Origin of the sequence: Phenylobacterium sp. CCH9-H3, from assembly GCF_001557235.1 — a bacterium.
Taxonomy (GTDB): Bacteria; Pseudomonadota; Alphaproteobacteria; order Caulobacterales; family Caulobacteraceae; genus Phenylobacterium.
On the sequence record NZ_LSJI01000180.1, the window covers coordinates 13463 to 32453 of the forward strand.

At 68.8% G+C, this 18991-nt stretch carries 21 protein-coding genes; 9 read left to right on the plus strand and 12 right to left on the minus strand.

Translation table 11 applies throughout. The features are described from left to right. Positions 1 to 248: 248 nt before the first annotated feature. The 7 genes from AX721_RS15990 to AX721_RS16020 all read right to left on the minus strand — a co-directional run bounded on the left by AX721_RS15990 (position 249) and on the right by AX721_RS16020 (position 7921). A complete protein-coding gene (locus AX721_RS15990) occupies positions 249 to 710 on the minus strand; it encodes a hypothetical protein (protein ID WP_068876997.1) in 462 nt (153 codons plus the stop codon). Positions 711 to 816: 106 nt separating this feature from the next. Beyond that, positions 817 to 1746, minus strand: a complete 930-nt coding sequence (locus tag AX721_RS15995; RefSeq protein ID WP_068876998.1) for a DUF2493 domain-containing protein — start codon at positions 1744 to 1746, stop codon at positions 817 to 819. A gap of 242 nt (positions 1747 to 1988) precedes the next feature. Next, positions 1989 to 3029, minus strand: a complete 1041-nt coding sequence (locus tag AX721_RS16000) for a toprim domain-containing protein (RefSeq protein WP_068876999.1) — start codon at positions 3027 to 3029, stop codon at positions 1989 to 1991. 70 nt (positions 3030 to 3099) lie between these two features. Continuing rightward, a complete protein-coding gene (locus tag AX721_RS16005) occupies positions 3100 to 5151 on the minus strand; it encodes a ParB/RepB/Spo0J family partition protein (RefSeq protein WP_068877000.1) in 2052 nt (683 codons plus the stop codon). 46 nt (positions 5152 to 5197) lie between these two features. Further along, on the minus strand, positions 5198 to 6148 hold the full coding sequence (locus AX721_RS16010; protein ID WP_068877001.1) for an ArdC family protein: 951 nt from the start codon (positions 6146 to 6148) through the stop codon (positions 5198 to 5200). A gap of 122 nt (positions 6149 to 6270) precedes the next feature. Then, entirely contained in the window at positions 6271 to 6585 is a 315-nt protein-coding gene (locus tag AX721_RS16015; protein WP_068877002.1) for a hypothetical protein, read from the minus strand. Positions 6586 to 6640: 55 nt separating this feature from the next. Further along, positions 6641 to 7921 (minus strand): tyrosine-type recombinase/integrase, encoded by a 1281-nt coding sequence (locus tag AX721_RS16020; RefSeq protein ID WP_197422611.1) that lies wholly within the window; start codon positions 7919 to 7921, stop codon positions 6641 to 6643. Here AX721_RS16020 and dusA point away from each other — a divergent pair. After that, entirely contained in the window at positions 7913 to 8926 is a 1014-nt protein-coding gene (dusA, locus tag AX721_RS16025) for a tRNA dihydrouridine(20/20a) synthase DusA (RefSeq protein ID WP_082765521.1), read from the plus strand. The two genes, AX721_RS16020 and dusA, sit on opposite strands and share 9 nt — an antisense overlap. Here dusA and AX721_RS16030 read toward each other — a convergent pair. The 3 genes from AX721_RS16030 to AX721_RS16040 all read right to left on the minus strand — a co-directional run bounded on the left by AX721_RS16030 (position 8870) and on the right by AX721_RS16040 (position 10163). Next, positions 8870 to 9391 (minus strand): TIGR02281 family clan AA aspartic protease, encoded by a 522-nt coding sequence (locus AX721_RS16030; protein WP_082765508.1) that lies wholly within the window; start codon positions 9389 to 9391, stop codon positions 8870 to 8872. The two genes, dusA and AX721_RS16030, sit on opposite strands and share 57 nt — an antisense overlap. A gap of 122 nt (positions 9392 to 9513) precedes the next feature. After that, complete coding sequence (locus AX721_RS16035; protein ID WP_068877005.1) at positions 9514 to 9738, minus strand: DUF1289 domain-containing protein; 225 nt, start codon at positions 9736 to 9738, stop codon at positions 9514 to 9516. Next, positions 9738 to 10163 carry a PaaI family thioesterase gene (locus AX721_RS16040; RefSeq protein WP_068877006.1) on the minus strand — a complete coding sequence of 142 codons (426 nt, stop codon included), beginning with the start codon at positions 10161 to 10163 and terminating at the stop codon, positions 9738 to 9740. Before AX721_RS16040 ends, AX721_RS16035 begins: the two co-directional genes overlap by 1 nt. A gap of 172 nt (positions 10164 to 10335) precedes the next feature. On the opposite strand from AX721_RS16040, the gene AX721_RS16045 reads away from it, so the two are divergent. Together AX721_RS16045 and AX721_RS16050 are read left to right on the plus strand one after the other, a co-directional pair. After that, on the plus strand, positions 10336 to 10671 hold the full coding sequence (locus AX721_RS16045; protein WP_156467201.1) for a hypothetical protein: 336 nt from the start codon (positions 10336 to 10338) through the stop codon (positions 10669 to 10671). Positions 10672 to 10821: 150 nt separating this feature from the next. Then, positions 10822 to 12270 (plus strand): phospholipase D-like domain-containing protein, encoded by a 1449-nt coding sequence (locus AX721_RS16050; protein WP_068877139.1) that lies wholly within the window; start codon positions 10822 to 10824, stop codon positions 12268 to 12270. Here AX721_RS16050 and AX721_RS16055 read toward each other — a convergent pair. Next, positions 12267 to 12998, minus strand: a complete 732-nt coding sequence (locus tag AX721_RS16055; protein ID WP_068877008.1) for an endonuclease/exonuclease/phosphatase family protein — start codon at positions 12996 to 12998, stop codon at positions 12267 to 12269. The two genes, AX721_RS16050 and AX721_RS16055, sit on opposite strands and share 4 nt — an antisense overlap. Before the next feature lie 101 nt (positions 12999 to 13099). Between AX721_RS16055 and AX721_RS16060 the strand changes: the two genes are divergently transcribed. The 4 genes from AX721_RS16060 (at position 13100) to AX721_RS16070 (ending at position 16748) form a co-directional block, all read left to right on the plus strand. Beyond that, positions 13100 to 13474 (plus strand): energy transducer TonB, encoded by a 375-nt coding sequence (locus tag AX721_RS16060; protein ID WP_068879207.1) that lies wholly within the window; start codon positions 13100 to 13102, stop codon positions 13472 to 13474. 63 nt (positions 13475 to 13537) lie between these two features. Beyond that, the gene (locus AX721_RS26945) at positions 13538 to 14173 is read left to right on the plus strand and encodes a TonB family protein (RefSeq protein WP_082765509.1); all 636 of its coding nucleotides are present in this window, start codon (positions 13538 to 13540) and stop codon (positions 14171 to 14173) included. 103 nt (positions 14174 to 14276) lie between these two features. Further along, positions 14277 to 15482: an acyl-CoA dehydrogenase family protein gene (locus AX721_RS16065; protein ID WP_068877010.1), complete on the plus strand. Its 1206-nt coding sequence runs from the start codon at positions 14277 to 14279 to the stop codon at positions 15480 to 15482. Between the two features lie 123 nt (positions 15483 to 15605). Then, positions 15606 to 16748, plus strand: coding sequence for an acyl-CoA dehydrogenase family protein (locus AX721_RS16070; RefSeq protein ID WP_068877011.1), 1143 nt, complete (start codon positions 15606 to 15608; stop codon positions 16746 to 16748). Here AX721_RS16070 and AX721_RS16075 read toward each other — a convergent pair. Next, positions 16745 to 17344 (minus strand): histidine phosphatase family protein, encoded by a 600-nt coding sequence (locus tag AX721_RS16075; protein WP_156467202.1) that lies wholly within the window; start codon positions 17342 to 17344, stop codon positions 16745 to 16747. The two genes, AX721_RS16070 and AX721_RS16075, sit on opposite strands and share 4 nt — an antisense overlap. Positions 17345 to 17392: 48 nt before the next feature. Between AX721_RS16075 and AX721_RS16080 the strand changes: the two genes are divergently transcribed. Continuing rightward, complete coding sequence (locus AX721_RS16080) at positions 17393 to 17986, plus strand: DUF3052 family protein (RefSeq protein WP_082765510.1); 594 nt, start codon at positions 17393 to 17395, stop codon at positions 17984 to 17986. A 103-nt stretch (positions 17987 to 18089) separates the two neighbouring features. Then, a complete protein-coding gene (locus AX721_RS16085; protein ID WP_068877012.1) occupies positions 18090 to 18986 on the plus strand; it encodes an alpha/beta fold hydrolase in 897 nt (298 codons plus the stop codon). The last annotated feature ends 5 nt before the right edge of the window (positions 18987 to 18991 follow it).

The following is an 18991-nucleotide window of genomic DNA, read 5'->3' on the forward strand; positions in this document are numbered from 1 at the left end:
CGCCTCAGGGCCGGCCGGCGATTGCGGGATCGCCGGACCCGACTGCGCCCCCCGGCCACGGACTCACCCTATCTCGGCCTGGGCGAGCCTTCCCATACCGCGCGGCCGTCAGGGCGGGCTGTCGAGGCGTCCGACCGGCGACCGCGGCGCCTCGACCGTTCGAGCGAGTATCGGCGGGTGGGGCGCAGACGCTCGAGCCCGACCACTTGCCGCCGACCCCATCGCCATCGAGGCCGAAGGAGCCTCGGTCAGCTGGTCTGGGATGCGCTGTCGCGGGGGAAGGCCGGCGGGTCCGAGCCGGGACCTGGCTTCGAAGCGGCCATGCGTGTCCAAGCGGCGCCAGCAACCAGGAGCGCCGCCGCGAACGCCACAAGTGGGCGCAACGGTTCCGGCACGGCGGTGAGCGCGCTCAGCCCATGGGCCAGATGGTAGCCTGCGAACGCCGCCGGCGCCGCGAAGAGGGCGACGACGACCGTCCGCATGACGGACGGCCGCAGGACGGTCGTCGCGAAATGACATGCCGCGAGGGCGACAATGCCCGCCAGAGCGGCCAGAAGGGCCGAGGCGACGAGGCCCGTCCCAAGCGCATGGGCGGCGGCGCCGACCACGGCGCCGGTGAACAGCGGAAGGGCGTAGATGGCCAGGAGGAAGGCGAGGCGGCAGAGCAGGAACAGGCCGACGCCGGCCAGAAGGATGGCGAGGACGATCATGGTGGGGGCTCCGGGGCAAGGTGCGATCGCTCGCGCCTCCACCACCACCGCGGCGCGACTTGAGCTTAGCAGAAATGGCGACGGTCGTCGCGTCCAGCGGCGGGGCTCAGGCGCCGCCGAACCGCCAAACCGGGATGCCGAGGATCTTGGCCTTATCGGCCAGGTTGGCGTTGATGCCGCTGCCCGGAAACGCCAGGAGCCCGATCGGCAGGAGCTCGAGGATGTGGTCATTGCGCTTGAAGGGCGCAGCCTTGCCATGGCGGGTCCAGTCGGGCCGGAAGGCGATGTGTGGCGCTCTGCGGGCCTCGGCCCAGCAAGCGGCGATACGCTCGGCGCCCGTGGGCGTACCGCCATGCAGCAGGACCATGTCGGGGTGCTTGGCGTAGACCTTGTCGAGGGCGTCCCAAATCCGGGTGTGGTCGTTGTACGCCGGGCCTCCGGTGAAGGCGATCTTCGGGCCCGATGGCAGCAGCGGCGCGGTTTCCGCCCGCCGCTTGGCGGCCAGGTAGTCGCGACTGTCGATCATGGTGGCGGTCAGGGCGCGGTGGTTGACGCGCGATCCCGCGCGCGGGGTCCACGGCGCGCCAAGGTGGCTCTGGTGGAGGTCGGCGGCTGAGTCGCGGAAGGCTTCGAGGCTGTCGCGGCGGTCGAGGAGATTCCGTCCCTCGGCCAGGAGCCGCTCCAGCGCCACGGAGCGGACCTCCGAGCCGTCCTGTTCCCTTTGGCAACGCTTCTGGGCGTCCTCGTTGGCGTCAAGCCGGCCCTGGATGCGATCGGCGGCGCGATGGAAGATGTCGACGATCGACCAAAGCAGCTGCGGCAGGTCGGGCTCCAGGACGGTCTCGGTCATGGTGGCGACCAGGGCGTCGAAGATGTCAGCCGCGGCGGCGGAGACCGCTCCAGGCTCCGGCGCCGGCCTTGGATCGGGCTCGTCGTCGAGGGGCCGGTAGCCATAGAGCTTCAGGTCCTCGAGAAGCTGCTCCGTCGCGGAGCTCGCATGGTCGGGCTCGAAGTCGTCGTGTAGGTGCGTCGGCATGGTGGTGGGCCTTTTCCAGTTCGGCCGCGTCCGTCGCGGCCTTCGTGGCGATCTCTCCGAGGCGGGCGGGACGGCCCCGCACCCTTGGGCCGCAGCGGAGCGGAGGACGGCCCATGCCGTTGCGGGGCCGGCGCGGCGGCCGACCGATCGCCCTCTAGAAGGCCGCGATGGGCGGGGACGGGCCCGACCCTCGGCCCATGGCGAAGCGGTCAACCGACGAAGGTCCCCGGCGGCGGACGGGTCTAGGCCCTGAGGAAGCGCCTGGCGTCGTCCGGCGCGAACCGTTCGGCCAGGCGGGCTCCAAGCGCCTGGACACCAAGGCGGCGCAGGTCGTCATTGAAGTCGCCGAACATCGGGTCGAGGACGATGACCTCGATGCCGGCGCCTCCGGCGCGTTCCGAGAGCCGCATCACCGCCAGGTCCCCGGCGGGGTCGTTGTCGCGCGCCAAATAGAGCCGTCGCAGGCCGGGCGGAAGTCGAAGGGCGGCCAGATGGGCTGACGACAGGGCGGCGACGAGGGGCAGGCGCGGGGCGGCTTGACGCAGGGACAACAGGGTCTCCACCCCTTCGCCGGCGGCCACGACATCGTCCACGCGACCGAAGCGCACGCCGTGGCCGAGGAGTTCGCCCATCGCCCGGCGTGGGGAAGCGACCTGCGCCTTGTCGACGGTCCGGGGGTCGAGCCAGGTGCGCAGGGCGCCGGTCTGGCGACCGCCGAGGTCGGTCACGGCGCAGATCAGCGCGGGCGCCGCCGAGGGCGCGTCACAGCCGTCCGCGCGGATCGGCCGATAGTAGCAATGCGGGTGGAACCGCAGGGCGGCGCATTGTCCAAGGTCGATCAGGCCTCGACGGCGAAGGTAGGCCTCGGCGAGCGTGCCCGGGAGCGGCCGCGACATGGAGAACAGCCGGCGGGCGGCCAGGATCGATCCAGGCGCCGCGTGCAACGGACCTGCCCCGAGGTTCGCCTTGTCCTCGCGGGGCAGGGCCAGGAACCGGCGGGCCTCGTCGAGGGTGTCGCGTAGGCGTGCGAGGCCCTGGTTCAAGGCGATGAGATCGAGCAGGTCGCCGTGCTCGCCGGTGGCCGCGTCGGTCCATTTGCCAACACCGCCCGCGACGCCGGTCCGCGTGGAGATGCGGACATAGAGGCTGCGTCCTGGCTGGTTTTGGACGTCGCCCACCAGCCAATAGGCGCCTTCGCGGCGGCCGTTCGACAGATAGTGCCGGCAAACCCTCTCGGCCTCGCGCGCCAGGCGGCCGGCCAGTTCGGAGGCGTCTTCGCCCATGCCAAAGGCTCCATGGAAAGAGGGGCCCGCCATCGGCGGGCCCCTCCAGGCCGATCGGGGGGAGGTCGGCCTATTCGGCGGCGTGCGCGTGGGGGGCTGCCGAATGGTCGTCAGCATCAGCCTCGGCGCCGTCAGGGTCGATGGCCGGTTCGTCCGCCACGGCCGCCGTCTCTTCGCTCGTCCGGTCGCCCGGCGTGCGCAGCGGCTCAGGCAGCCAGCCGGACCCGGCGAGCACCTGTTCGGCCTGGGCGGCCATGTCGTCCTTCTTGAGCGGTTCGAGGCGGCCAGCCGCCGCGGCATCCTTGGCCTCGCGCACCGCCAACAGGATCCGGGCCTTGGTCACCCGTGCGAGGTAGTTCTCCGCTGTCGGCGCCCAGCCGGCGGCCACCATGTCGAGGCGAACGGCCTGGGCGAGCTGGTCGGCCTGGGCGATCGCCTTCGGACGGCGGTTGTACGGCTCGATCGTCGCATTGACCGACAGGGCGACACAGTGAGCGAAGAGCGCCTGGCGGCTGTCTTCGTCCCAGGTGCGCAGGGCGTCCCACAGCTCGCCCGGCTCTTTGGGCAGGTGGGCGGCCCAGGCCTGGTGGCGGGCGTCGACGGACCTGGCCGAGGCGGTGTCGGCGAGGCCCGGCGCCTGAGCGTTGAAGGCGGCGCTCTTGACGTCGAGTTCCAGGCAGGTGTCGCCGCAGAAGCGATAGAAGAGCTTCAGCGCGAGCGCGTGCAGCGCCGCCGTGAACGCCACATGCGGATCGGCGCCAAGAGCGTCGCGCAGCGCGAGCGTGCGGTGCGCGGTCAACTCGGCCACCAGCCGATCGGGGATCGGCCGCAGACCTTCGTCGGCGTCCGGCGCTTCGGCGACCGGCTCGGCGCCTGCCGAGGCGTCCGCATCGCGCTCGTCACCGGCGGAGGGCGCGTCCGCATCGGATTCCGGCGTGGCGGGAAGCGGAGCCTCGTCCTCGGGACGGACGAAGCCGCGCTCGACGTGCAATTCGCCGGAGCCATCGATCGTGATGAAGGCGCCGGCGCGGGCGACATCCTCGGGCGCATAAGCGACCGGGCGGTCCTGGAGGGCCTCCAAGGCCGCTTCGATCTCGCCCAGCCGCGCGTCCACCGTCTCGGGTAGGTCCTCCACCTGAGCCCAGGTTTCCTCAAGGCCTTCGTATTCGGCCTTCAGCGCGTCGCGAGCGGCGATGCCCTCGTCGCTGAGCTGCGCCGCCTCGCCGCTCAGGCGCCGCAGGCCGTAGGTGTGGCCGTAGGGGAGGGAGACCGCTGCCTCGACCCACTTCCAACCTTCCGCCTGGATGGCGACGACTTCGCGGTCGAGGCGCTCGGCGACCAGCCGATCCAACAAGACGGGGTCCTGCAGCCAGCCGCCATCGTCGCCCTGGAAGAGGTCGCGCATGACCAGGCCGCCGGCGTCCTCATAGGCTGGGCCGACGAACTGAGCGCGCCGGTCGGAGGCGCGCACCCCGCCTTCGGTCAGCAGTCTGCGGATCTGATGGGGCTCCTTGGAATGGGCGCGGGTGAGGGCCTCGAAGACCTGTTCCTGGCGCTCGTGGTCGGGATTGACGGTGAAGGCCATCAGCTGGTCGAGGGTGAGGCCGTCGTCGGCGTAGACGTCGAGCAGGTGAGGCGAGACCGAGGCTAGGCGCAGACGCTGCCGCACGACCGCGGCCGAGACGAAGAACGCCGCGGCGATCTCCTCCTCGGTCTGGCCCTTCTCGCGCAGGGCCTGGAAGGCGCGAAACTGGTCCAGCGGGTGCAGGGGCGCACGCTGGACGTTCTCGGCCAGGCTGTCTTCCTCCGCGAGGCCATCCTCGCGGACCACGCAGGGGATGGGCGCGGTCTTGGCGAGGCGCTTCTGCTTGACCAGCCGCTCGAGCGCCCGGTAGCGCCGCCCGCCGGCCGGGATCTCGAACATCCCGGTGTCGATGCCATCAGCGTCGCGGACCGCTCGCACGGTCAGGCTCTGCAGCAAGGTGCGCCGGGCGATGTCCTCGGCGAGTTCCTCGACCGAGACGCCGGCCTTGATCCGGCGGACATTGGCCTGGCTCAGCACCAGCTTGTTGAAGGGGATGTCCCGCGAGCTCGAGAGGACGATTTTCTGCACCTGGGTCATGGTGAGTCTCCATGACGGGCCGACCGGGAGCCTCTCTCTCGGCCTCCTACCCGTCACGAATTCCCTCCCCCCTCTCACTTTTGGGGGTCGATGCGGGACCAAAGGCCAGCAGGTAGTCCGCGGCCTTGGAGGCCGCGCTGGCTGCGCGGAAGATGGCGCGGTTGTCGGCGCGCAGCAGCTCGAGCCAGGCGGCGAGGTAGTCGGCATGGCGGACGGTCGGGGTGATGCCCAGCGATGCGCAGGCGAAGGCGCTCGCCATCTCGGCCACCAGCTCTTCCCTGGCGTAGGGCGCCGAGCCGAAGGCGCCGGATTGGTCGCGGGCGAGCCGAGACGCATGGCCCGTCCAGTGTCCGAGCTCGTGCAGGGCGGTGCGATGCCAGTTGACCGGCTCGAAGTAGGCCTCCGGCCGCGGGACCTGCACGTAGTCGTAGGGCGGACTGTAGAACGCCTGGTCGCCGCCGACCCGAAAGTCCGCGCCGGTGGCGGCGATGAGGGCGGCGGCCTGCGGCAGGACCAGCCCCTCAGGGATCGGGGGCGGCGGCGCGGCGACTTGGGCCGGCAGGCCTTCGCACTGGGCGATATTGAAGACCGTGAAGCGCTTCAGGAACAGGACCTGATCCGGGGTCCCGCCGTCCCGCTCAGCCCGGCGGCGTTCGGCGTCGGGGGTGAAGCGGTCGGCAAAGACGATGGTCACGCCGCGCTCGCCGCGACGGACATTGCCGCCCAGCGCCAGCGCCTGGCGGAACGTGAGCCAGGACTGTGCATGGAAGTCCAGGGAGACGACCGCCTCCCAGAGGATGAGGACGTTGATCCCGGAATAGCGACGCCCGGTCGCGGCGTTGGCCGGCATGGCCAGCGCCGCCTTGGTCGCGCCGCAGCCCCAGGGCTGGACCCAGGGAACCCGGCCGGCCTCCAGTTCGGCGACGATCTTTTCGGTGATCTCCTGATGGAGGCTAGCCCGGCCTTGGCCGGCGCGGGCGGGGGTGGAGGAAGACATCGCGGCGCTCCGCGACGGGCGCCGCGAGCCTCTCTCGCAGCGACGAACCCGTCACGACGACGGGCTGCTTTCTCTTCCTCTCACCCGGGGGCCGATCTGCGCCGCTGGCGGAGGTCCCGCCGTCAGCCCGGGTCGGTGGCGATGAGGGGCGGATGGAGAGCCGCGACGAGGTCGTCGTGCTCGATCGCCCTGGCCCTGCTCGCGACGTTGAGCCTGACATAGAGGTGGACACCGCCCTCCTGCTTCGCCGCATCCGCCCAGGCCTTGGCGGACGTCGCGAGATTTGTGGTTGTCCCACAGCAGACGATGCGCCCCGCTTGCGCCCTGGCGGCGACGTAGACGAAATTGCCCGCCGCGGCTGGCAAGGGCCCGAGCGGCGCCTGGCGGAAGCGATAGACGGCGCCGGATGCGCCGTGGAGGTCGATGAAGGCGGTCACCGGAGTTCGATAGCGGACCGCCGGAGCAAGCGCCATGGCGCGCGATGGGACGCGCCTAGCGACGCTTGGGCCGCCCCGGGGGCTTTGCCGTTACGACCTTCAGCCATTTCCACCCCGCATACTTGTCGCCCACTTGCCGCAGGTGTGTGTAGCGCTTGAGGCTGGACCACGACCGGTGGCCGGAAACGGCCGCGACGCGCGGGATGTTCAGCGACATCTCGAAGAGGCGCGAGACGCCGTCATGGCGCAGGTCGTGGAAGTGCAGGTCCTCGATGCCAAGAAGCTGGCAGGCACGGGTGAACGCCGCGCCGATGGCGTCGGCGCTGTAGGGGAAGATTTCGTTGGTCGATCTGGGCATCGCCTGGGCGATGCGAAGCGCTTCGTCCGGAAGATCGCACCAAACATTGTTTCCAATCTTCTCGCCCGGATTCTTCATGTCCCGCACTAGGACGCGGCTGCCCGTCTCGTCGAGGCCGGGCCAGTCGATGCGGGTGATCTCCTCCAACCGCCGGGTGGAGAAGACGGCGAAGGCGATGATCTTCTGCATGGGCGCTGCGGACGGCCGACGCTGCTGGCGCTCGCCGAAGTGCGTCATCAGCTTGTCCAGCTCCTCCAGCGTGGGACGGCGATCACGCTCGCGGCTCTTTGTTGTCAGGCCCAGACGCTTGGTGACCACGAACGCGTCCTTCATCGCCTGCTGATCCAGCGGGTAACCCCAGGCGGGCCGGGCGATAGCGAAGACGGCGCCGAGATGGGACAGGTAGTTCGCCACCGTCTGCGGCTGGACCTTCGCGCTCAGGGTCCGCGCCAGGGTGACGACATCGGCGCTAGTGATCTGTGAGCAGCGCATGTCGGCGATGTCGTAGCTCTTGATCGCTTTCAGCACCTGCGCCTTCGTCCGACCGATCGCCTTGAGCGACTCGTCGACATAGCGATCGATCACGGCGGCGAGGGCCGGATCTTCACCCTTGGCGCGTGAGAGGCCTCCGGGCTCGGACAGCTCGGTTTCCCGTCGATCGAGCCAGGCCGAAGCCGCCTGGCGGCGGTCGAAGGTGCGGGTTTCCCGGTGAACGATTGCGCCGCCGCGTTTGATCACCACCTGCGCGTGGTAACCTGTTGATCCGTCCTTCCGTTTCCGAGTGACGATGGTTCCCATCGGTCTGTCCAACTTTTGGGCTATACCGACTGGGCGCGGTACAGCATGAGGCTGAGAAAGTACAGCATTGCTGTACTTTTCGCAACAAAATGGGGAAAAACGGGTCGAAATGAGCGTAAATCGATTTGGTGGGCAAGTGTCTAAGTGACCGAAAAAAAGCGAGAAAATACGATTTTGCACGCCTCCCGTCTATCTGTTGCGCCGATGATGGACTGGACTGACCGGCATTGCCGGGTCCTGCATCGGATGCTGACGCGTCGGAGCCTGCTCTATACCGAGATGCTGACGACCGGGGCGGTGCTGCATGGCGACCGGGCGCGGCTGCTGGCGTTCAGCAAGGTGGAGCACCCCGTGGCGCTGCAGCTGGGCGGGTCGGAGCCGGCCGACCTGGCGCAGGCGGCGCGGATCGGCGAAGCGGAAGGCTACGATGAGATCAACCTGAACGTCGGATGCCCGTCCGACCGGGTGCAATCCGGGCGCTTCGGAGCGTGCCTGATGCGCGAGCCCGCGCTTGTGGCCGACTGCATGGCGGCGATGGCGGCGGCGGTGAGGGTTCCGGTGACGGTGAAGTGCCGGATCGGCGTCGACGACCAGGAACCCGAGGAAAGCCTCTTCGGGTTGGTGGACCTGTGCGCCCAGGCGGGCGTCTCGACGTTCGTGATCCACGCCCGCAAGGCGTGGCTCAAGGGCCTGTCGCCGAAGGAGAACCGGGACGTCCCGCCGCTGGACTATCCGCTGGTGTGGCGGCTGAAGCGCGAGCGGCCCGACCTGACCATCGTCATCAACGGCGGCATCGGCTCGCTGGACGAGGCCGAGGCGCACCTGGAGCACGTGGACGGGGTGATGCTGGGGCGGGCGGCCTATCATACGCCCGCGATCCTGGCGGAGGCCGACCGGCGGATCTTCGGCGGCGACGCGACCGTGGACCCGTTCGCCGCGGTCGAGGCCTACAAGGCCTATGTGGCGTCCGAACTGGCCGCTGGGACGCACCTGGCGGCGGTGACGCGGCACATGCTGGGCCTGTTCCACGGCCAGCCGGGCGCGCGGGCCTGGCGGCGCATCCTTACGGTGGAGGGCGTGAAGGCCGGCGCAGGCCTGGACGTGATCGACCGCGCGCTGGCGGCCGTCTCAGGGCTCGAAGCGCAGCGTGTTCCGCGTGGCCTCGAAGCGGGTGAGGCGGCCTAGGTAGCTCATCCCCAGCAGCGACACGTCCAGCCCGTCCGAGACCACCAGGGCCTGGACGTTCTCCAGCTTCGCGCCGTTGATGGAGATGGACGCCAGGGTCACGGCGGCCGCGCGGGCCTGGCCGCCAGCGGTGGTGACGTTGTGGCCGTACTTCAGGTCGGTGGGGCGGATGCCCAGCTTCTCGGCGTCTTCCTGGGTCAGGGCGACGGCGGTCGCGCCGGTGTCGACCAGGAAACGGACCTGCTGCTCGCCGCCCCGCTGACCGCTGACCTGGGCGTCGGCCCAGAAATGGCCGTCGGCCGCCTTGGCCACCGCGCCGGACCCGGGCTTCGGCGGGCCGGATGCGAACCCCTCAGCCTCCAGCCGCGCGATGCGCAGGGGCTGCGGGTCGATGGCGGTGACGGCGCAGGCGCTCATCAGCGCCGACACGCCCGCCACCATGGCGAATTTGCCGATGGAAGACACCCGATCTCACCCGTAGAAGCGGCCGTTCCGGCCTGTCTTGTCAGGGGGAAAGCTACTTCCGGTTGGGTTTTCATCGGGTGAACGTGCAAGGTTTCCGATTTCTCAACCCGCGGCCGGCCGGATCAGAACATGGCCAGCTTTTCGGGTCGGATCAGGCCGCGGCGTTCGGGCAGTTCGGCCAGGATCGCCTCGCGCTCGGCTTCGGAGAGTCGGGCCCAGGCGGCGACCTCGTTCAGGCGCCGGTAGCAGCCCAGGCACAGGCCGCTCTCGCCGTCGACGACGCAGACCTTGATGCAGGGCGTCTTGATAGGGGCAGGGGGCCCCGTCCTGGCCGGAGAAACCGTCATCACGGGATAGCGTAGGTGACGTTCGCCTGCGCCGCCAGCCGCTCCGGCGCCTCAGTCCAGATGCGGACGTCACAGACCGCCAGGCGGCGGCCCAGCCGCAGCATCTCGGCCTCCGCATGGATGTCGCCCGGCTGGGCGCCGCGCAGGAAGCTGATGTTGAGCTGGGACGTCACGGCCATCAGCTGATCGCCCACGTGCGCCAGGACCAGGGCGTAGGCGGCCGTGTCGGCGAGGGACATGAGCGTGGGGCCGGAGATCACGCCGCCGGGGCGCAGAAGCCCCTGGCGATAGGGAGACACCACCCGCACTCGCCCCGGCGACACCTCGCTCACCTGTGGGAAGCCGGCCGGCGGCGCGTCGGGGAAGGCGCGGCGGAGGAGGGCGTTGACGCCCTGGGCGTCCAGTTTGGGATCCAGCTTGGCCATAAGGTCTTGTGCAGCGTCTGGCGGCTTCATTACAAGATGTTTATGAGGATATGTAACATCAGCGTATCATGACCAAATATTAATCGCCCATTACTCAACATTGCGTCTTGTTCATTTGAGTTGGCGGCGGCGGGTGGGCAGCATTTGTGCAGATTCTGAGGGAGAAGTTCTCATGAAAACTGCAGTCATCGCCATGGCCGTCACGATGTTCGCCGCCGGCGCCGCGTCGGCCGCCAGCCAGGTCACCGACGTCGACTACCTGAAGGCCAATCGGTGCAAGGGCCTCGCCACCAGCATCGAAGGCGTGGTCGATCCTGCCGCCCTCAACAGCTTCATCAAGGCCGAACGCGGCGCACGGGCCTCGTACATCATCAATCGCGGCGACGAGGAGTTCCAGCGCGCCCGTCGGGAGGCGAAGAGCTCCGACCGCAAGGAGCGCCTCACCACCGAACTCACAACCGCTTGCCAGGCTTATGTCGGCCCGAGCACGAACGTCGCCAAGCAATAGGTCCCAAGCCCAACTCCAGGCCTCCCAGCCAGCGCGCCAGTCCCCCTGGCGCGCTTCTTTTTTGCGCGCGACGCGCGTTCTTTGCCCGGAACCACAGCTAGGCCATAAGCTTTGAGCCAGGGCGGCCGCGCGGACCGCGGCGAGGTGTCGATGAGCGTGTTCATCCCCGGCGAGACCTGCTGGCGGACCGAAGAGTCGGGGCGGGCCGCCTTCCTGATCGATACCGAGGCCTACTTCACCGCCCTCTACGAGGCCATGCAGAAGGCGCGGCGGTCCATCCTGATCCTGGGATGGGGCTTCGATCCGCGCACGCGCCTGTTTCCCGACGGCTACGACGGGCCCAACGATCCCGACGAAGTGGGCCATGTCCTCCTCCGCCTGGCCGAGGAGCGGCCGGAGCTCGACGTCCGGTTGCTGATCTGGAAATCGGCGCTGCCGATCAGCGCGAGCCAGGAGTTCTTCCCCCACAAGGCGCGCAAGTGGTTCCGCGGCACGCGGGTGAAGTTCCACCTGGACGACCAGGTGCCCTTCGGCGCCTGCCACCATCAGAAGGTGGTGGTGATCGACGATCGGCTGGCGTTCTGCGGCGGCGGCGACATCGGCGTGGACCGCTGGGATACGCCGGGACACCTCGAAGAGGACCAGCGCCGCATCAAGCCCGACCAGGAGTGCCATGCCCCGCGGCACGAGGTGATGATGATGGTCGACGGCCCCGCTGCGCGGGCGCTGGGCGATCATTTCCGCGACCGCTGGCGTCTCGGGACCAAGGAGACGATGGTCCCGCCGGAGGACGCCGGCGGCGACCCTTGGCCCGACCACGTGCCGCCGCACCTGATCCACGCCGACGTGGCGATCCAGCGAACGACTCCCGCCTGGCGGGGGCGGGCCTGCGTGCAGGAGATCCGCGATCTGACGCTGGCCTGTATCGCCAAAGCGCGCGAGACCATCTACCTGGAGAACCAGTATTTCACGTCGCCGGTGGTGACGGAGGCGTTGGCACGGCGGCTGGCCGAGCCTGATGGGCCGGAAGTCGTGCTGATCACCACCGGAGCGTCGCCCAGCTGGTTCGACCAGGCGACCATGGACCGGACGCGCGGCGCCATGGTCTGGCGGCTGCGTTCAGCCGACATCTTCGGGCGCTTCCGCGCGCTCTATCCGCGGACCTCGGGCGGCTCGAAGATCATCGTCCATTCCAAGACCAGCGTGTTCGACGACCGCATCGTCCGCGTCGGCTCGGCCAACCTGAACAACCGCTCATTCGGGTTCGACACCGAGATCGAGCTGGGTGTGGAGTGCGACGACGCCGACGCGCGCCGCCACGTCGCGGCGTTCCGCGACCGGCTGGTAGGCCACTTCCTGGGCTATACGGGCGACGCGGTGGCCAAGGCGCGCAGCGAGCGCGGCAGTCTCGTTCGGGCGATCGACGATCTCAACCGCGACGACCGCCTGGTCCGGATCGATCCCCGGCGACACGGGCCGCTCGAGGAATTCATCGCCGCCTACCACATCGGCGACCCAGCCGACGTGGGAGACTCCTGGCGCCTGGGCCGGCGTCGCGAGCGGCTGTTCGCCCAGGCCCGCGCCCTGCGCGCCCCCTAGGTCAGGTCGAAATCCATCACCAGCGGCAGGTGGTCGGACGCCACCCGGGTCAGCGGGTCGAAGGGCGCGCTCACCTCGTGCACCTCGATGCCAGGGCTCACGAACAGGTGGTCGATCCGCAGGACGGGCAGGGGCGATGGGAAGGTGGAGGTGGGCTGCTTGCGCGCCGCCAGCCGCCGGGCCGGCTGCAGGCGCTGGGTCAGGGTGCGGTAGACGATCGAGCTGGTGGTGGCGTTGAAGTCGCCCAGCAGGATCACGGGGAACTGGCACTTGGGATGTTCCAGCCAGGCGGGCCCGGCGAGGTGGGCGGCCTGGATCTGCTGTTCGCGGGGCACCAGGCCCAGGTGGGTGTTGATGATCTGCAGAGGCCGGCCCTCGACCTCCACCTCGACCCACAGGGCGCCGCGTGGCTCGAGCGCGCGCATCCGGGCATAGCCGGGCAGGGGCCCGACCTTCACCAGCCGCTCGGGCAGCGAGGTGAGGATCGCGTCGCCGTAGAGTTCCTCCTCGACCCGGAAGGCGGGGTGGAAGTGGCAGGCCATCTCCAGCCGCTGGCCGATCTCGTGCGCCTGGTCCACGTGACCGGTGCGCCGCCGGCCGACGTCCAGCTCCTGCAGCGCCACGATATCGGGATTGAGGGCGGCCAGGACATCGGCGATCCGCGCGACGTCCAGGCGTCGGTCGTTCCCGACGCAGCGGTGGACATTGTAGGTGACGATACGGGGCATGAAGGAAACGGTCTGGCGGCTCCGTGGGGCGAACGCAAGGCGGCTTGGCTTTGGCGCGGGTCTTGCTTTAACGCTTAGGTAACCAAAGCGTAGGGACCGAAATGCTCCACATGATCGCACTGGCCGCCGCGGCCATCTCCTCCGCTTCCGCGATCACGGCGGCGCCGGCCCCTGACCTGACATCGGTGAACTGGGTGGCGACGCCCACCGGCCAGGACATCGCCAACGTCTATCCCCCCACCGCGGTTCAGGCCGGCAAGAGCGGCGCCGTGCTCTTGGAGTGCAAGGTCGCCACTCAGGGCTCGCTGGAGGGCTGCAACGTTCAGATCGAGGATCCGGTGGGCTTGGAGTTCGGCATCGCCGCGCTGGAGCTGGCCCCGCTCTTCAGGATGTCGGCCACGGCCCCGGACGGTTCCGCCGTCGCCGGCCGCACGATCCGCATCCCGATCATGTTCTCGATCGTCCAGGGGGACTAGGCAGGGCGCGGTAGCGTGTCGGAGGCTTCAACTCTAAGCTTTGCCTTAGAAGTTGGGGGCTCCATGTTGTCGGCGTTGTTAGTCATCATGGTGCAGGCAACGCCCGCTCCGCCCGCAACGGTTCCAGCGACGCCAAATCCCATTGTCAGTCCTCACTGGATCCAGCGTCCGAGTGGCGCGGATATCAATCGCTTCTATCCGGTGGAAGCGGCACGCCGCGAAACGGAAGGGCGCGCCGTCATCGTCTGCGGTGTCAATGGGGAGGGAACTCTCGTCGACTGCAAGGTGGTCGAGGAGGCTCCAGTCAACTTCGGCTTCGGAGAAGCCGCGCTGAAGTTGTCCACTCGCTTCCGCATGACACCCACAACCGCCGACGGCCAGTCTGTCGCTGGGGGGACGGTCCGCATTCCTCTGCGGTTCGCCGTGCCTGGGCGTCTCGATCCGCTCTCCGCAATGTATGCCTGTTACGGGCTCACGGCTGTTGAAGCCGAACGGCGCCCGGAGGATTCCGCGGCTCAGGCCGCGTATGGCTTCTTCGTCGCTCAGGCTGCGCTCATCGCGTCGAAGAACAAGTCGACTCCGACTTCGTTTGAGGCTGGGTTGGCCGACGCTCGGCGCGCGGCTTCAGATCCGGCTAGGCCGCCACTACCGGGGCCTACGTTAGCCGCGTGCCTGAAAGCCGCCGCCGCACCACAGTGATCCGCTTACGTTGACGTTAGCGTCATCTTTTCTCCTGCCAAGGCCGCGCGTATAGGGTCGGGCAAACCGATACGGCGTAAGCCGCGCCAGGAGGATGGTCCCGATGAACCTCGACTTCACCCCCGAAGAGAACGCCTTCCGCGACGAGGTCCGAGCCTTCATCAAGGAGAACTACCCGGCCGAACTGCGCAAGGCGCAGGACGAGCACCGGCCGCTGACCAAGGATGAGTACCTGCTCTGGCACAAGGTGCTGGCCAAGAAGGGCTGGGTCGCGCCGGGCTGGCCGAAGGAGCTGGGCGGCACGGGCTGGACGCCCACTCAGAAGTACATCTGGTCGGAAGAGACCGCGCGCGCCGACTGTCTGCCGATCCTGCCGTTCGGCATGTCGATGCTGGCGCCGGTGATCTACACGTTCGGCACCGACGAGCAGAAGAAGAAGTTCCTGCCCGACATCTACAACGGCAACGTCTGGTGGTGTCAGGGGTATTCGGAGCCGGGCGCCGGTTCGGACCTGGCCAGCCTGAAGACGAAGGCCGAGCGGATCACGGCCGACGACGGCAAGGAATACTACATCGTCAACGGTCAGAAGACGTGGACGACGCTGGGCCAGTACGCCGACTGGGGCTTCTTCCTGGTGCGCACCGATCCCGACGCCAAGCCGCAGTCGGGCATCTCGTTCCTGCTGATCGACATGAAGACGCCGGGCATCACCGTGCGCCCGATCATCACCCTGGAAGGCGGCCACGAGGTCAACGACGTCTTCCTCGACAATGTGAAGGTGCCGGTCGAGAATCGCATCTTCCATGAGAACCAGGGCTGGACCTGCGCCAAGGCGCTGCTGGCGCACGAGCGGTCGGGGATCGCCGGCGTGGCGCGCTCCAAGCGCAACCTCGAGAAGCTGCGGACCATCGCCAATACCGAACGCTCCGACACCGGCTCGGCGCTGCTGTCGGACGCCTTCTTCCGCCGCAAGGTGGCCGAGCTGGAGATCGACCTGACCGCGCTGGAGTTCACCGAGCTGCGGACCCTGGCCGGCGAAAGCAGCGGCAAGGGCCCGGGGCCGGAGAGCTCGATCCTCAAGATCAAGGGCACCGAGATCCAGCAGCGCCTGCAGGAGCTGGCGCTGGAGGCTGTGGGCCACTACGGCGCTCCGTTCCTGCGCGACCTGTCGGGCTCGAACGCCACGGTGGGCCCGGACTACGCTCGCGGACTGGCCGGCGAGATGTTCAACGGCCGCAAGACCTCGATCTACGGCGGCTCGAACGAGATCCAGCGCAACATCATCGCCAAGATGGTGCTCGGGCTCTGAATTTCCTCGCAGAGCGTGGCTGACAGCCGGCCGCGGCCGGGCTATTCGGTCAACCGACGAACAACTGTTTGATCCAACCCCTCCCCGGGTAAGGGGAGGGGAACCATTAGCGGAGCCGCCAGGATGGATTTCTCCTTCACCGAAGAACAGTCGATGCTGCGGGACACCGTGGCGGCCTACCTGGCGGACCACTACGACTTCGACAAGCGCCGGGCCGTGGTCTCCAAGGAGCCGGGCTGGCGGCCGGAGGTGTGGAAGGCCTTCGCCGAGGAGCTGGGCATCCTGGGCGCGCCGTTCTCGGAGGAGTTGGGCGGCCTGGGCGGCGGTCCGATCGAGAACATGGTCGTGATGGAGGAGTTCGGTAAGGCGCTGGTCGTCGAGCCCTACCTCGGCACGGTGGTGATCGGCGGCGGCTTCCTGAAGCACTCGGGCCATGCCGGTGCGGCCGACCTCATCGGCGGGATCATCGAGGGCAAGACGATCTTCGCCTTCGCCCAGGCCGAACCGCAGAGCCGCTACAACCTGGCCGCCGTGTCCACCACGGCCAAGAAGGACGGCGCGGGCTGGACCCTGAACGGCCACAAGGCCGTGGTGATCGGCGCGCCCTTCGCCACCCACTTCATCGTCACCGCCCGCACCGCCGGCGGCGAACGCGACGCGCAGGGGATCTCGGTCTTCCTCGTGGAGAAGGGCGCCAAGGGCGTCACCACCCGCGACTATCCGACCGTCGACGGCTTCCGCGCCTCGGAGGTCTACTTCGAGAATGTCTCGCTGGGCGCCGACGCCCTGATCGGGCCGGCCGACCAGGGCCTGCCGTTGGTGGAGAAGGTGGTGGACGAAGCCATCGCGGCCACCTGCGCCGAGGCCTGCGGCGTGCTGCGCAAGCTGCACGAGGGCACGCTGGAGTACACCAAGCAGCGCAAGCAGTTCGGCCAGCCCATCTCCAGCTTCCAGGTGCTGCAGCACCGGATGGTGGACATGTTCATCAACGTCGAGCAGGCCGTCTCGATGACCTACATGGCCAACATCAAGGTCGTGGACGACGCCGAACGCGCCAAGGCCGTCTCGGCCGCCAAGGTGCAGATCGGCAAGGCCTGCAAGTTCGTGGGGCAGAACGCCATCCAGCTGCACGGCGGCATGGGCATGACCGACGAGATGGCCATCGGCCACTACTTCAAGCGCGCCACCATGATCGAGAGCGCCTTCGGCTCTGTGGATCACCACCTCGCCCGCTACGAGTTCCTGTCGCTGGGCAAGGCCGCCTAAAGCACCGCCAACGCGTCCGCCGGATCCTCCATCTCGCGCCAGCTTCGCCTGAGCGCGAGGGGAGACCGGTCGATGACAAGGTAACAACCTCCACTGGGGTTCTGCGGCCAGTCCTCCCGGCCGATCTCCACGCGCTGGAGGTGAGCGGTCAGCAGGGCGCCGACGCCGCCGTGCGAGACGACGATCAAGACGCCCTCGTCCTCCGACGCGGCGACCCGCTCCATGGCCGCGACGATCCGGTCCTGCGCATGGCGGGCGGTCTCCCAGCCGCGGACGCTCTCGTCCGGCCTGGCGAAGAACTGCTCGACAACCTCCCAGAACTCCGGAGGCGCGATGTAGCCGGTGGACTCCCGGCCATTCTCGCCCAGCGCGGGGTCGACCCGGTGCGGCGCGCCCAGGCGTCGGGCCAGGATGTCGGCGCCGTTCATCGCCTTTTCCTCGTCGCTGGACCAGACGGCCGCGACCCTGCGGCCGGCCAGCGCCGATGCGAAGGCCTCCATCCGCTCCCGGCCCCTGGGCGACAGCGGCCAACGCGGCACGGGGACGGACGGGTCGATGACGACTTCGGGGTGGGTGATGAAGAGGATCGCGGACATCTGATCGACAGGGTTGCCCGCGGCTTTGCCGGGCGCCAGAGGTTTGCGATGGGCAAGGACGTTCAGACGACGGGCAGCTTCGCGGACGGTCCGGACAGCGGCCGGCTTCAGTACGAAGGCGTGAAGCTGTTGTTCCGCGGGGCTCAGCGGCGGGTGTGGGACGCCGAGGCGCTGAAGGGCGTCCGCGCGGAGGGCGGCGACCTGGTGCTGGCCGACGGCGCGCGGTTCCCGCTGGGCGAGAAGCAGGCCGCCGCCTGGGCCGACGCCATCACCAATCCCAGAGGCCGCCTCGACAAGATCGGCGTGAAACCCGGGATGCGCACCGCCGTGATCGGTGTCGCGGACGATACGTTCACCGCGGAGCTGGCGGAACGGGGCGCGCAGCCGGTGAAAGAGCTCTCGGGGCTGGACCTCCTGTTCTACGCGGCCGACAGCGCCGAGGAGCTGGCGAAGGTCGGTGGCCTGATCCCGGCGCTGGCCGAGGGCGGCGCGCTTTGGATCCTGTCGCGCAAGGGCAAGGCCGCCGCCGTGAAGGATGTCGACGTAATGGCCGCCGCCAGGGCCGCGGGCCTGGTCGACAGCAAGGTCGTGGGCTTTTCCCAGACCCTGACGGCCTTGCGCTTCACCCGCCGCAAGAACTGAGATCCCGGCCTTCTCCTCGCTGAGCAACGCTGCAGCATTACCTGCCGCGTAATCGACCCGCCTCCGGGGCCGGGCTCATCTCCCGCCAGAAAGGGAGATGCCGATGAACCGCCGCGATATCATCACCTCGAGCCTGGCCACCGGATCGATGCTCGCCATCGGCGGGCGCCCCGTCCAGGCGCGGACGCACCAGCCCGCCGTCGTGCAGGCGCGGGATGGAACCCGCCTCTACTTCCGCGACTGGGGCGAGGGCCAGCCGGTGGTGTTCGCGTCCAGCTGGGCGCTTTCCAGCGAGATGTGGGCTTATCAGGTGGCGCATCTCGCCGAGCGCGGCTTTCGCTGCATCGCCTTCGATCGCCGCGGGCACGGGCGCTCGGATGTCCCGGGCCGCGGATATGACATGGACACGCTGGCCGATGACCTGGGCGCGGTGATCGAGACGCTGGGCCTCAAAGATGTGATCCTGGTGGGGCATTCCATGGGCGGGGCCGAGGTGATCCGCTACCTGGGCCGGCACGGCACGGCGAAGGTGAAGAAGGTCGTCCTGGTCGCCGCCGTGGGCCCCTATGTGGTGCAGACGGCCGATAACCCCTTTGGCGCACCGATGGCCTACCACCAGGCGACGCTCAAGGCCTACGCCGCCGACTTTCCCGGGTGGGCCATGGCAAATCAGGCGCCGTTCTTCACGCCGGAAACCTCGCCGGCGATGAAGGCGTGGCTGACCGATCAGCTGGTCGCGACACCCGTGCCGGTGGCCGTGGCCGCGTTCAAGGCCCTGATCGGCAAGGACCTACGGCCGGACCTGGCCAGGATCGACCGGCCCACGCTGGTCATCCATGGGGACAAAGATGTCTCGGCGCCGCTCGCCATCACCGGCCAGCGGCTGGCGGCGGGGATCCGGGGCGCGGAGCTGAAGGTCTATCCCGGCGCGCCGCATGGGCTTTTCGTCACCCATATGGATCAGCTGAACGCCGACCTCGAAGCCTTCTTCAAGGCTTGAGGTTG

Coding starts and splice junctions, on each gene's coding strand:
- AX721_RS15990 (WP_068876997.1), bottom strand. CDS start 710: ATGATCGTCCTCGCCATCCTTCTGGCCGGCGTCGGCCTGTTCCTGCTC.
- AX721_RS15995 (WP_068876998.1), bottom strand. CDS start 1,746: ATGCCGACGCACCTACACGACGACTTCGAGCCCGACCATGCGAGCTCC.
- AX721_RS16000 (WP_068876999.1), bottom strand. CDS start 3,029: ATGGGCGAAGACGCCTCCGAACTGGCCGGCCGCCTGGCGCGCGAGGCC.
- AX721_RS16005 (WP_068877000.1), bottom strand. CDS start 5,151: ATGACCCAGGTGCAGAAAATCGTCCTCTCGAGCTCGCGGGACATCCCC.
- AX721_RS16010 (WP_068877001.1), bottom strand. CDS start 6,148: ATGTCTTCCTCCACCCCCGCCCGCGCCGGCCAAGGCCGGGCTAGCCTC.
- AX721_RS16035 (WP_068877005.1), bottom strand. CDS start 9,738: ATGACGGTTTCTCCGGCCAGGACGGGGCCCCCTGCCCCTATCAAGACG.
- AX721_RS16040 (WP_068877006.1), bottom strand. CDS start 10,163: ATGGCCAAGCTGGATCCCAAACTGGACGCCCAGGGCGTCAACGCCCTC.
- AX721_RS16045 (WP_156467201.1), top strand. CDS start 10,336: ATGAAAACTGCAGTCATCGCCATGGCCGTCACGATGTTCGCCGCCGGC.
- AX721_RS16050 (WP_068877139.1), top strand. CDS start 10,822: ATGAGCGTGTTCATCCCCGGCGAGACCTGCTGGCGGACCGAAGAGTCG.
- AX721_RS16055 (WP_068877008.1), bottom strand. CDS start 12,998: ATGCCCCGTATCGTCACCTACAATGTCCACCGCTGCGTCGGGAACGAC.
- AX721_RS16060 (WP_068879207.1), top strand. CDS start 13,100: ATGCTCCACATGATCGCACTGGCCGCCGCGGCCATCTCCTCCGCTTCC.
- AX721_RS26945 (WP_082765509.1), top strand. CDS start 13,538: ATGTTGTCGGCGTTGTTAGTCATCATGGTGCAGGCAACGCCCGCTCCG.
- AX721_RS16065 (WP_068877010.1), top strand. CDS start 14,277: ATGAACCTCGACTTCACCCCCGAAGAGAACGCCTTCCGCGACGAGGTC.
- AX721_RS16070 (WP_068877011.1), top strand. CDS start 15,606: ATGGATTTCTCCTTCACCGAAGAACAGTCGATGCTGCGGGACACCGTG.
- AX721_RS16075 (WP_156467202.1), bottom strand. CDS start 17,344: ATGTCCGCGATCCTCTTCATCACCCACCCCGAAGTCGTCATCGACCCG.
- AX721_RS16080 (WP_082765510.1), top strand. CDS start 17,393: ATGGGCAAGGACGTTCAGACGACGGGCAGCTTCGCGGACGGTCCGGAC.
- AX721_RS16085 (WP_068877012.1), top strand. CDS start 18,090: ATGAACCGCCGCGATATCATCACCTCGAGCCTGGCCACCGGATCGATG.